This is a genomic window from Streptomyces sp. NBC_01341 (genome assembly GCF_035946055.1).
In the GTDB taxonomy this organism is placed as follows: domain Bacteria; phylum Actinomycetota; class Actinomycetes; order Streptomycetales; family Streptomycetaceae; genus Streptomyces.
On the sequence record NZ_CP108364.1, the window covers coordinates 7221050 to 7233331 of the forward strand.

Below are 12282 nucleotides of genomic sequence, written 5' to 3' on the forward strand. Positions count from 1 at the left end.
TGGAGTCCCCATGCACGACGACCGTACGCTGACCGAACGCAGGCTCGCCCGGGTACTCGACCAGCGGCTCAGGCCCGCAGTCCACGCCCGCAGCCTCCCGCTCGATGTGAGCGTCCACCACGTCGAGGGCGAACCCGTCCCCGTGAGCGAGGGAATCGCCGGCCCCTACAAGCCGGTCACGACCGGTGAACCCTGGGGCCCCGCGTGGTCCACCAGTTGGTTCAGGATCCGCGGAACAGTCCCCACCGACTGGGCGGGACGACGGGTCGAAGCGGTGCTCGACCTCGGCTTCGGCACCACACAGCCCGGGTTCTCCGCCGAAGGGCTCGTCCACCGTGCCGACGGCACCCCGGTGAAGGCCCTCAACCCGCGCAACACCTGGCTTCTCATCACGGAACACGCCCAGGGTGGCGAAGACTTCGAGTTCCACATCGAGGCGGCCGCCAACCCGCTGATCTTCGACTTCGACTCCTCGGGCGATCCGTTCGTCCCCACCCGTGCCGGCGACGTGGCGCCCTGGCTGCGCACCGACGGGCCTGTGACACCCGCTGGTGAACCGCTCTACCGGCTGACGCGCATGGACCTCGCCGTCTTCGACGAGACCGTATGGGAACTCGTCCAGGACCTCGACGTCCTCTCAGGACTCATGCACCAACTGCCCGAGGACTCCACCCGCCGTAGCCAGATCCGGCACGCGATCAGCACAGCGCTCGACACGATCGACCTCCAGGACATCGCAGGCACGGCTGCACAGGCCAGGGCGGAGCTAGCCCCCACGCTGGCCGCCCCGGCCCACGCCGGCGCCCACCGTGTCTCAGCCGTCGGCCATGCCCACATCGACACGGCTTGGCTGTGGCCGGTGCGTGAGACCGTACGCAAGGCGGCCCGGACCGTCTCGAACGTGACCGCGCTGATGGACGACCACCCCGATTTCCGGTTCGTCATGTCTCAGGCTCAGCAACTGGCCTGGCTCAAGGAACAACGCCCTGAGGTCTATGCGCGGGTGCTGCAGAAGGTGGCGACCGGGCAGTTCCTTCCGACGGGCAGTCTGTGGGTCGAGCCCGACACCAATCTGTCCGGCGGTGAGTCGCTGGTCCGTCAGTTCGTCCACGGCAAGCGGTTCTACCTGGAGGAGTTCGGTGTCGAGACGCGCGACATGTGGCTTCCCGACACCTTCGGCTACAACGCCGCGCTACCCCAGCTCATGAAGCTCGCAGGCATCGACTGGTTCCTCACGCAGAAGATCTCCTGGAACACCACGAACGCGTTCCCGCACCACACCTTCTGGTGGGAGGGCATCGACGGATCCCGTGTCTTCAGTCATTTCCCGCCCGTCGACTCCTACAACGGTGACCTGTCCGGTGCCGACATCGGTCACACCGAACGCAACTTCCGGGACAAGGGAGCAGCCAACCGCTCCCTGGTGCCTTTCGGGTACGGTGACGGAGGCGGCGGCCCCACACGGGAGATGCTGGCCCGCGCCGACCGGCTCGCGAGTCTGGAGGGCTCCGCGAGGGTCGAAATCGAAGGGCCTGCCGACTTCTTCACCAAGGCGCACGAGGAATATCCTGACGCGCCGGTCTGGGTCGGCGAGCTCTACCTGGAACTCCACCGCGGCACGCTCACCAGTCAGCTCGCCACCAAGCAGGGAAACCGCCGCAGCGAACACCTGCTCCGCGAGGCGGAACTGTGGTCGGCGACCGCGGCTCTGCGAACCGGTGAGCCGTATCCGTACGCCGTGCTCGACCGGGTCTGGAAGACGGTTCTGCTGCACCAGTTCCATGACATCCTGCCCGGCTCCTCGATCGCCTGGGTACACCGTGAGACGGAGGCGGCACATCGGGAGGTCGCGCGCGAACTCGACGCCATCATCGGGGCCGCCCAACGCGCCCTGGCCGGTCCGGCCGATCCTGACGGCGGCAGTGTCGTCTTCAACGCCGCCCCGCACAGCCGCGACGGCGTGCCCGCACTGGCCGCAGCCCCGCGCACCACACCTCTGCGGATGACGCCCGTCCGACCGGGACACGACAGCGGCCTGGTCCTGGACAACGGACTTGTGCGGATCACGGTCGACACGCGCGGACTGATCACGTCCGCATACGACCTGACAGCTGGACGGGAAGCGCTCGCCCCCGGGACGGCGGGCAACCTGCTCCAGCTTCACCAGGACTTCCCGAACCAGTGGGACGCCTGGGACGTCGACGCCTTCTACCGCAACACCGTGCAGGACCTCACCGAAGCCGACGAGGTCACGGCGCACGACCACGCCATCGAGGTCGTACGGACCGTCAACCGGTCGCGCATCCGCCAACTCCTCACCCTGCAGGAGGGCGCCCGGCGAGTCGACATCGAGACCGTCATCGACTGGCGGGAGCGCGAGAAGATCCTCAAGGCGGCATTCCCCCTGGACATCCGGGCCGTCACCTCCACCAGCGAGATCCCCTTCGGGCACGTCCAGCGGCCCACCCACTCCAACACCAGCTGGGACGCGGCCCGCTTCGAGATCTGCGCCCACCGGTTCCTTCACATCGAGGAGCGGGGCTGGGGAGCGGCGCTGGTCAACGACTCCACCTACGGCCACGACGTCACCCATGACGTCCGCCCCGACGGTGGCACCACGACCACGGCCAGGCTCTCACTCCTGCGCGCCCCGCTCTTCCCCGATCCGGACACCGATCAGGGCGAGCACAGGCTGCGATACGGCCTGGTGATCGGTGCGGACATCGAAGACGCCGTCCGCGAGGGCTACCACTTCAACCTTGCCGAGCGTGCGGTCGCCGGCTCAGCCGTCGTCTCTCCGCTGGCCGAAGTCGACCACAGCGGTGTGGTGATCGAGTCGGTCAAACTCGCGGACGACCGCTCGGGCGACGTGATCGTGCGACTCTACGAGTCTCTTGGCGGTCGGGCAGCAACGGTCCTGCGGGCCGGATTCCCGTGCACCGCCGCCACGCTGACCGACCTGCTCGAACGGCCCTTGGCAGAGGGGCCGTCGCTGTCCGCCGCCGCCGACGGCATTCCACTGGTTCTGCGTCCGTTCCAGATCGTGACCGTGCGTCTGACCCCACAGGCCCAGTGACCTGAGTCGCATGTTCGTCGTTGGGCGGGCGGCCGATCCCGCTGGAGCGCTGCCCGTCACCTGTGCCCCGCGCGGCCGCCCGACGGCCCGCGGGGCAGAGAGCCCCTCGGGCTGTCGGGCGGTGGCGTCGGGCGGCGGCAGTGCGCACCGCCCGATGCCACCGCGCGGTGCCCTACCTGGTGCGGTAGGCGTCGATGATCGTCTGGGTCGTGGTGCCCCTCCGGTCCCTGACCTCCGCCCTGAAGGAGACCGAGCCCCCGGCCGGCGGATTGTGCACGATGACCCTTCCCCGCCGTACCGTGCTGCCGGCCCAGGTCGCACCACCGTCGTACGAGACGGACACCCGGAGGGGGCTGTGCCCTGGGCCCGCGGCGGCGCCCTCGACCGTGACCGGCACCACCAGGTCAGTTCCGCCGGGCGCGGTCGAGTCGGCGGCGAGCGCAGGAGCGAATCGGACGGCGCGTGCCGGGAGGGCGACGGCACGCTCGGTGCGGGACGAGGTGAAGGTGTACTCGGCACTGATCCGGGAGCTCACCCTCTCGCCGCCCAGCTCCTCGCTCCGGCCGACGGTGGTGACCAGCCGGTAGTCCGCCTCGCCGGGCGGGAGCGTGAAGCTCACGGAGTCCAGGACGTCGTCGGCCACGGCGTACTTCTCTCCGTCGCGGAAGAGCGTGGTGGACGCGGTCTCCGGGTCGTACCTGCCGCTGCCGGTATTCCCCGCGCCGTCGGAGAAGGGACTGATCCTGCCCGTCAGGACGTCGCCCTCACGAACCAGGCCCGCGCCCTCCCGCGCCGTCGGGCCGAACACCCCGATGTTGACGTCCTGGTGATAGGTCCGGCCGGCGGTGTAGTGACGGAACGGTGTGGTCAGGGTGTTCTGGATCCAGCCGCCGCTCGCGTACTGGGAGGTCCGCCGCCAGCTGTAGCCACCCTGGAGATACGCCCTGGTCTCACCCCGCGCGGGAGAGACGTAGGTGTAGCCCGTCGTGGCGCCCCTGGCCGGGATGGTCTCGTTGCGCAGCATGGCGCCCTCGATCGACGAGCCGTGCCTGACGATCAGTTCGGCCAGGTCGGACCGCTTCACGCGCTGGGTGTGGCCGGTGTAGAAGGAGCCCTTCCTGGTGTGCGCGATCTGGTACTCCGCCCCGGGCGCGTTCCACTGTTCGTTCAGGTACGACGTCAGTTCACCCGGCGGTACGGGCGGACCGACCTGCTGGGTGCGGTTGCCCAGTTCCCAGTTGCCCAGGCTCAGGTAGAGCGACCGCTCCACCCCGTTCGTCGTGGTGGTCACCGCGATCGCACCTGTGGTGAAGGAGGCCGTGGGGGCGTCCGGCAGGGCGACGTCGATCTCCTTGGCCTCGCGTGCGTCGAAGGTGAGCGTGGTGTCCGCCCGCAGGCGCAGTTTCGGCGCGCTGAACCAGTCGTGCCCCCGGTAACGCTCCGCGGGCATGGTGCCGGTGACGGAGTAGTCCCCCTGCGGGAGCCGTACGCTGCCGTTGCCGTCATCGCCGCTGACGATCTTGACGAGCAGGCCGGTCGTGGCGTCGCTCACCCAGGTCGACCACGCGTACAGCCCGGGCCTCTGCCCCTCGCGGCCGATGGCCTTCAGGGTGAGGTCGTACATCGGAGACTCGTACGTCACCGCGCCCACGGTGCGGACCGGGGCGCCGGAGCCGGTCGCGGTGACGGCAAGGTCGTAGACGCCGTACGCGGAGCCGCCCGCTGAGGTGTGGGCGGTGACCTCGGTGGAGGCGGTGCCGCCGGCGGGGACGGTGAGCCGCGGGGTGCCGACGGTGAAGAAGCCGGCCGGGACGGGCGCACCGCCGGGGCCGGTGCCGGAGACCGCGAGGTCGAGCGTCGCGTCCTCGCTGCCCGTGTTCCGGTAGGTGACCGTCCTGGTGATCGGTGCTTCGCCCGCTTCGTGCGGCCAGGCCTGGGTACCGAAGTTCAGCGACACGGGTTCGGCCAGCACGGTCTGCCGGATCGCCGCGGCCACGTCCACCCGGCCGCCGCCGCCGTCCAGGACCCGGTAGGTGCCCGGCGCGGCCGAGCCGACGAGTGCGGCCTTGAGCTGACGGCCCGTCCAGTCCGGGTGCTGCTGCGCCAGTACGGCCGCGGCCCCCGCGACGTGCGGTGTCGCCATGGAGGTGCCGGAGATCTGGAAGTAGCCCGGAGCGGGATGGCCGGTCCCAGGACGCGTGTCGAGCACACTGCCGGCGGAGCCCGCCGCCGTGATGTCGACGCCAGGGGCGGTCAGGTCGGGCTTGAGCGCACCCTCGCCAACGCGTGGTCCCCGCGACGAGAAGTCGGCCAGGGCATCGGTCCTGTCCACCGCTCCCACGGTGAGGGCGTCGTCGGCCGAGCCCGGCGAGCCGATGGTGGACGCGTCCGGTCCCGCGTTGCCGGCGGCGATGACGAAGAGCGCGTCGTCGGACAGCCGGTTCACCGCCTCTTCCAGGGGGTCGAGTCCCGGGGTGTCGTTACCGCTCAACGACATGTTGACGACCGTGGCACCCTGCTCGACGGCCCACTCCATACCTGCGATGATCCCGGACTCCTCGCCGGAGCCCCTGTCGTCGAGGACCTTGCCGCTGATGAGTTCGGCTCCGGGCGCCACACCGCGGTACTTCCCCTGCGACTGTGCGCCGGTGCCCGCGACGATCGAGGCGACATGCGTTCCGTGCCCGTAGTGGTCGAGGGCGTCGGGTGATCCGGTGAAGTCCCGCACCTGTGTCACCTTGGGGCCCACGTCGGGGTGCCCGGTGTCGATGCCGGTGTCCAGGACCGCGATCTTGACGCCCTTGCCGTCGTAGCCGGCCTGCCAGGCAGCGGGCGCGCCGATCTGGGGGACGCTGATGTCCAGGGAGGGACGCACCAGTCCGTCGAGGCTGACCCTTCGCACGCCGGGCGCCAGCGACCGCTGGGTGCCGTTCTCGTCGGTGAGGGAGCGCCAGATGCCCGCCGCGCCCTCCTTCCCCACGGTGAGCGCGTCGCCGTTGACGCTGTCGAGCGCGGCCCGCACGGTCGCGCCGGAGTCGTCGGCCATCCGGGCTCGAGCCGCCGGACGCGCGCCGTTGTAGGTGACGATGAGCGGCAGTCCGTCGCCCGCCAGGTGCCGGTAGGCGGGGCGGCTCAGTTCCGTCACGTCGAAGAGCCTCAGGTCCAGGCGCTCGGAGGCGACCAGACCGGCGATGTCGGTGGGGAGCACGTAGGTGTGCCCCTTCATGTTCTGTATCTGGGTGGGTATCTTCTCCCGTCCCTTGGCCGGGATCAGCCCGGCGTACGTCCCCCCGGCGGTCAGCCGGACCCGGTCGCCGGTGACCAGCGTGATCTCCCGCTCCGCGGGCGGCTTGGCCACCACCTCTGCGTGGCCGCCGGGTTCGTCCGCCGCGGAGGGGGCCGCCGTGGGCAGGCTGACACAGAGGCCCAGGAGCGTGGCAGTTGCCACCAGGGCCGGCAGTGGTGCTCTTCGTCGTCTTCGCATGTCGTCCTCACCCGGTCCGTCGCGGGGAACGCGGTGGGCGCCCCAGCGTGTTGGAGGTGTGCGCAGGCCGTGGTACGGCCGATGCGCGCGTCAACGTAGGGCGAGGTGAACAGGCTGGTCAACGGGCTGATTCCTGCGAAATACGTGACAAGTGTGGTGGGTGGGACGTGTGAATCCACCACTGCGTCACCGGGCCCCGCGAATACGGCCCGCACGACACCCTTTCCTGGGTCGTGCGGGCCGCAGTCACGGTCGTACCGGGCCCCCGGCAGTTACGTGTGGACGGTCAGCAACTGTCCGTCCACTCGTGCGAGGCAATGTTGTCGTTCACCGACTCACCGTAGCCGTCCCACCACGACCAGCCGTGGCTGAAGACCTCACGGCCGAGCGTCAGGTCCAGCCACATGTCGCCGTTGCCGAGACACGCGTACACACCGCTCTGGTCCTCGTTGTAGTACAGGTTGACGTCGTCGTAGCTGCCGGCGTACCCCCGGTTCTCCACCGAGGAGACGAGGTTGCGCAGCGGGGGGCAACCGGCGCCCGGATAGTCCCAGTTGCGGATGGCTCCGCTCCAGGCGCAATGGCCGCCGCCTCGGTAGGGGTGCTCCCAGACGTGGAGCTTGCCGTCGGGTGCGGCCACGCCGAGGGTGCGGGCTTCCTTCGGTGTCGGCTCGGAGGCCTGAGCCGTGGGACCCGCGATTGCCACCGCCATCAGGGCGACCACGCCGGCCAGTGAAGCGAGCTTGCTCATGTCGGTTTCCTCTCGTTGTCTGCTCTCGGGCTGATCAGCCGCGGCGGACGATGTCGCGGGCCCGGCTGAGCGCCGCGTGCTCGAGCACGGCGCGATCCTCGACCTCGGTGCGATGGTGTGATTCCAGTTCCTCCCGATGCGCGCGGCTCATCTTCCGGACCGTCGCGCCCAGGCCCGATGACTGCGCACACGCGGCCTCGGCCCGAGCCGTGGTGAACTCACCGGCCTCGAGGCGACGCGCGAAGCGGTCACGTGCCTCCTGAGGCATGTCGTACGGGTGGCCCCCTTCCCGCATGCAGGCGGCCCACTGCCGGGTCACGGGAACGAGCCTGGGGTCACCGGCGACCATCGCCATGGCCGATCGGTCCAGGGCGTCGGTGACCTTCCTGGCGCGATACCAGGCCCGCAGATCGGAGTAGAGCACCCGCTGGGCGTCGGAGACGCACCCTTGGTCGCTGTGCCCGACCCTGCCCATCCCGGGGATGTCGGCTTCCAGCCCCTCCGCGGTCGGTCCGTTGAGCGCCGTGACCGCGGCGGCCTTGCGGTCCTCGGCGAGCCGGTCGAAGTAGCGGCGGTTGGGATCACTGCGGGCCAGTTCGTCCCGGCGTTCCCGGATGCCACGGCCGTAGCCGTTCGCGGCGGCCCACCGCTTGTCGTCGATGACGTACGGGAACAAACGCTCCATGGGCTCGGGGAGTTCTGGTGTGACCCAGAAAGAGAAGCCCGCCCTGCGCATACAGTCCCGCGTAAGAATCTTCTCCGCCTGGGCCAATACCTTCCGCTCATCGACCGTGAGGTCTCGTGGCAGCTGCTGCGCCCGAGGTGCCCCCGAATCACTCGGTGCGCAGGCCGCGGTCCACAGGGCCGCTCCGGACACGAGAGCGGCAAGGACGGCAGAGGACGCCGCACGGCGGAAGCCCCGGTGGTCTTCAGCGCGCGAGCCGGCGCCGATGTTGTTGCCGGCGGCCCGATGGACCGGGCGGTCACGGGCTCTGCGCAGGCGAATACGCGCGGGCATACGTAGTGGTCCCCCCTCTGTGTCGCTATCCCCGGTCCGGCGGGGACTCTCGCTCCACACGGCGGGAACCGGTGGTGCTTCGGCAACCGTCCTCTGACCGATGACAGAGCACTGCACCGTCCCCCGTGTGCACCGTCACTCTGATCAAGACGGCCCATTGACTGTCACACGGTCGACGCGGATGTGTCACCGAAGTCAGAGCACGTGATGTCTGCGGAACGATAAATTGTTGATTATGGCTGCATGTTGAACGGCGAAAGGGTTCATGGGAATGAGAGCGCCCCGCTCCAAAGAACCGAGTATTCATCAGCTTCGACTCTATCTCGCGTTGAGCGAGGAGCTCCATTTCGGACATGCCGCCGCGCGCTTGTTCATCACTCAACCGGCGCTCAGTCAGCAGATCAGAGAGCTGGAGAAACGCTTAGGGGTACGTGTGGTCGAGCGTACGAGTCGAGCGCTCACGTTGACCGAGGAAGGGCGGGCTCTGCTGCCCGAAGCCCGTGCGGCTGTCGCGGCTGTCGACCGGCTCAGGCGCGTCGCCGACGCACAGCTGCGACAGACGTCCAGGCGGCTCATCGTGGGAACCATCGGGGCTGAGGCCGCTATGGCACACACCCGCAGCGTCCTGCGCCTGCTCAAAGAGCGCCACCCGACAACGACCCTTGATTTGGTGAACCTCAGCTTCGGCGATCACATGGGCGCGCTGGCTCAACAGGAGGTCGATGTCGTCTTCCTCCGCCCTCCGGTGACGGACGACATCGAACTGCACCACCTGGCAACCGAACCACGGGTGGCCTGCCTCGCAGCCGACCACCCCCTGGCGGCTCTGCCCCAACTCGCGCTGGCCCAGCTTTCCGGCATTCCGGTGGTCGACGTTCCCGAGCAGGTCCCGCGGATGTGGTGGGATTTCTGGGCAGTTGATCCCCGGCCGGACGGCAGTCGCGTCCGATACGGGCCAGTGGTCACCGACATGGAGTCGCTGCTGCACACCGTGGCCACCGGGGAGGCAATGTGCTTTCTCCCGACCGCCGCCTGTGAATACTTTCCCCGCCCGGGCATCAGATACATCAAGGTGACCGACCTGTCGCCCTCCACATCCGCTGTCGCCTGGTTGCGTCGGCGGCGTTCCGAATCAACCATCAAAGCGGTGCGGCATGCTGCGCATGAAGTCACCCGCATGGCCGGCAACGGCCAGTGAAAGAGAGCTACCGAGCCGTGCTCGGGCTGTCACTGTCGTATGTCGTAGCGGGTGAGATTCTGGGCCTGTGCTGGTAGAGGGATTCGAAAATGCTCCGCTGGTCGCGGGGGAGGAACTGCTGGCGTTGCCGGGGTTCTGGGCGGCTAACCTGATGTGGCTGAGCCAGACGGAGGAGGTGTCGACGCCACCTGTGCCCGGAGACGCCCGGTCGTCCCGTCCCTACGTCCTCCGCGTGGGCAGCGCGAAACACCGCGCGGTGGGGGTGTGTGGAAGACCCCACCCCCACCGGGCGGTCATCGGCGCCACGGCGTGGTGAGGCATCGCACCTGTGTGGTGGCAACGGGCCCCGGGAGAACGCTCCCGGGGCCCGTTGCGAGTCACTTCGTTCAGCGACGCGGTGCCAGTACCTGCTTGAGCACGTCGTGCACGTACGTGTTCGGGTGCTTGCCCGAGAACTCCTCGGAGAGCGGCCCGCTCGCCGTCACCGGCACATCCACGCTGGTGTGGCCCGAGGTGGTCCAGTCCATGGTGAACGTACGCTCACTGCCGCGGATCGAGAAGGGACCGTCCTCGGCGGAGATGCCGTCCCCGGACTCGTCGGCAGCGTCGACGTCCTCGACCGAGAGACCGCCGGTCTCGTGGTCCCCGGTGACGACCAGCAGCGTGTCGGGGTGCGTCGCGATGTACGCGCGCGCCACAGCGACGGCCTTCTCCAGCTGCTGCATCGACTGAAGGACGCGGGTGCCGTTGTCGGAGTGGGCGAACTCGTCCGTTCCCTCCTCCTCGACCATGAGGAAGAAGCCCTTCTTGTTCTTGTCCAGGCTGGTCAGCGCCTTGCTGGTCATGGTGCCGAGATCCACGACCGGGCTGTAGACGTCACCCTGGCCCTCGGGGCGCTGCTGGAACATCTCCTCGTTGCTGAACAGCCCGAGGATCTTGCCGTTCTTGGCCTTGCTCAGGCCCTTCGCGCTGTTGACGTACGAGTAGCCGGCCTTCTGGGCCTTCTTGATCAGGTTGCCCTTGGTGCCCTTGCTCGCCTCGGACGCGTCCTCGGCGGGGTTGTCCTTGAACGCGCCCGGCGTACCGGCCGGCAGCCACCAGTCCTCGCCGCCGCCCAGGATGACGTCGGGCTTGCTGACGTCCAGGTACTGACGGGCGATCTCGTCCTGCTTCCCACGGTCCGCGGTGTTGGCGAAGAACGCCGCCGGGGACGCGTCGGTGACCTGCGCGGTCGTCACCAGACCGGTGGCCTTGCCGGCCGCCTTGGCCTGCTGGCCGAGGGTCGCCAGCGGATTGCCGTCGACGTCGACGCTGATCGCGCCGTTGTAGGTCTTCTCGCCCGTGGCCCACGCGGTAGCGGCCGCGGCGGAGTCCGTCACGACCGCCTTCGGGTCGCGGGGGGTGGTGGTGAGCTGGCCGGACGCAGTGAGGCGGTCCATCGCCAGCTGGCCCTCCAGGCCGGCCAGGTGAAGCCTCGCAGCCTCACGCATCGCGGCGCCCATGCCGTCACCGTTGATGAAGATGACGTTCTTGGCCGCGGGGGTCTTCGCCTTCGCCGCCGACTGCGGAGCGGCGGCCGACGCGCCGAGCGTCGGGTTGAGCACCATCGTCGCGAGGCCGGCCACAACGGCAGCGGCTACGGGCGCTCCCCAACGCGCACTACGAACACGTACGTTCACAACAGCTCCTCATGAATTGCATAGCTTTCGCACGAGAACGTACGTGTGAGGACGGTACGCGTCGTGAACCGGAGGTATCCGGGAGGAGAAGCCCTCGAGGCCGGTGCCTCATCGGCCCGGCTTCCTGTGACACCCGGCGCGGCCCGTCCCGCACCGGAGCCAGGAGCCCCCTGCGTTCGGCCGGGGGACTTCGTGGGCGGCCCCGGCAGGGCGGGGGAGCGCCCCGTCCGGCAGGCGTCCCAACGTTCGCCCGTCCCCGCCGGAGCAGGAAACTCGGGTCTGCGCGTTCCCGCCCTGCAGACCGTCCGAAGCCAAACTGGCCGGCCCGCCAAGTTGGCGGCTTCCGCGTGCCGGCCGTGACAGTCGTGCAAGGGGCGTCCAGCCGCAGCAGCATCTGCCGGCACCCAGGCCGACACGGCGGGGAGTCAGGCCCGCCGAAGGCCGCGTCATCGCTGGTAGAGCGTGCCCCTGGGGCACACCCGACGCGCAGAGGGTGACCACGACCCGTCTCTACGGGACGGCCACTGCCAGGCCGGGGGCCGACCTCATTCTCGGCTGACCCGTTGTTCAGCCTGGATTTACCAGCTCGGGCCACTGCCGGGCATCGAGGGCACCGTGATCCGCCCGTGACCCGAGCACCTGCCCGGCGGCGCCACCCCAAAGCCGGTCATGCTGTGGTGGTCAGGCACCGACGCCTGTGAGGCCGACGTCGACGTGCTCCGGCAGGCATTCCTGCGGCGCTTCGACAGCGAGCACACCTCCCGCCTGGGCAAGCAGATACTCGGCCGGACCCGCCGTACGGAGCCGGCAGCTGCTTACCAACCACTCGGGTCGTCACACTCTGGTCTCTTCGAGAAGCGCCGTGCCCTGGAATTCACCGTCGCACCACGAACGCGCACTCCATGAGCATCGCGCACGAAGGTGAGCGGTCATGGGCATCTGGGCAGGGTTGGTACCTGCTGTGGTGCCTTGCCCCGTCCAACGGTCTACGCGGTTGGCATGGTGCCTGTCCGGTGCGAAGTGGCCAAGATTGGCCTGACGTTACAGCCGAAGTAGCCATTAGTTCAAGCACTTTA

Annotated in this window: 6 protein-coding genes; 2 read left to right on the forward strand and 4 right to left on the reverse strand. The window is 69.0% G+C overall.

Translation table 11 applies throughout. The annotated features are described in order from the left end of the window. The first annotated feature begins 10 nt into the window (after nt 1-10). Nucleotides 11-3076, forward strand: coding sequence for an alpha-mannosidase (locus OG206_RS31565; protein ID WP_327122001.1), 3066 nt, complete (start codon nt 11-13; stop codon nt 3074-3076). Between the two features lie 172 nt (nt 3077-3248). Here the strand turns inward: OG206_RS31565 and OG206_RS31570 are convergent, their stop codons facing one another. The 3 genes from OG206_RS31570 to OG206_RS31580 all read right to left on the reverse strand — a co-directional run bounded on the left by OG206_RS31570 (nt 3249) and on the right by OG206_RS31580 (nt 7996). Further along, nucleotides 3249-6560: a S8 family serine peptidase gene (locus OG206_RS31570; RefSeq protein ID WP_327122002.1), complete on the reverse strand. Its 3312-nt coding sequence runs from the start codon at nt 6558-6560 to the stop codon at nt 3249-3251. A gap of 286 nt (nt 6561-6846) precedes the next feature. After that, the gene (locus OG206_RS31575) at nt 6847-7311 is read right to left on the reverse strand and encodes a hypothetical protein (RefSeq protein WP_327122003.1); all 465 of its coding nucleotides are present in this window, start codon (nt 7309-7311) and stop codon (nt 6847-6849) included. Nucleotides 7312-7345: 34 nt separating this feature from the next. After that, on the reverse strand, nt 7346-7996 hold the full coding sequence (locus OG206_RS31580; RefSeq protein WP_327122004.1) for a hypothetical protein: 651 nt from the start codon (nt 7994-7996) through the stop codon (nt 7346-7348). 604 nt (nt 7997-8600) lie between these two features. Between OG206_RS31580 and OG206_RS31585 the strand changes: the two genes are divergently transcribed. Then, entirely contained in the window at nt 8601-9527 is a 927-nt protein-coding gene (locus OG206_RS31585) for a LysR family transcriptional regulator (RefSeq protein WP_327122005.1), read from the forward strand. Between the two features lie 386 nt (nt 9528-9913). On the opposite strand, the gene OG206_RS31590 is transcribed toward OG206_RS31585, so the two are convergent. Further along, the gene (locus tag OG206_RS31590) at nt 9914-11206 is read right to left on the reverse strand and encodes an alkaline phosphatase (RefSeq protein ID WP_327122006.1); all 1293 of its coding nucleotides are present in this window, start codon (nt 11204-11206) and stop codon (nt 9914-9916) included. Nucleotides 11207-12282: the final 1076 nt, after the last annotated feature.

What these genes read in the sequence shown, in the direction of transcription:
- OG206_RS31565 (WP_327122001.1), top strand. Translation starts at nt 11, where the DNA reads ATGCACGACGACCGTACGCTGACCGAACGCAGGCTCGCCCGGGTACTC.
- OG206_RS31570 (WP_327122002.1), bottom strand. Translation starts at nt 6,560, where the DNA reads ATGCGAAGACGACGAAGAGCACCACTGCCGGCCCTGGTGGCAACTGCC.
- OG206_RS31575 (WP_327122003.1), bottom strand. Translation starts at nt 7,311, where the DNA reads ATGAGCAAGCTCGCTTCACTGGCCGGCGTGGTCGCCCTGATGGCGGTG.
- OG206_RS31580 (WP_327122004.1), bottom strand. Translation starts at nt 7,996, where the DNA reads ATGGAGCGTTTGTTCCCGTACGTCATCGACGACAAGCGGTGGGCCGCC.
- OG206_RS31585 (WP_327122005.1), top strand. Translation starts at nt 8,601, where the DNA reads ATGAGAGCGCCCCGCTCCAAAGAACCGAGTATTCATCAGCTTCGACTC.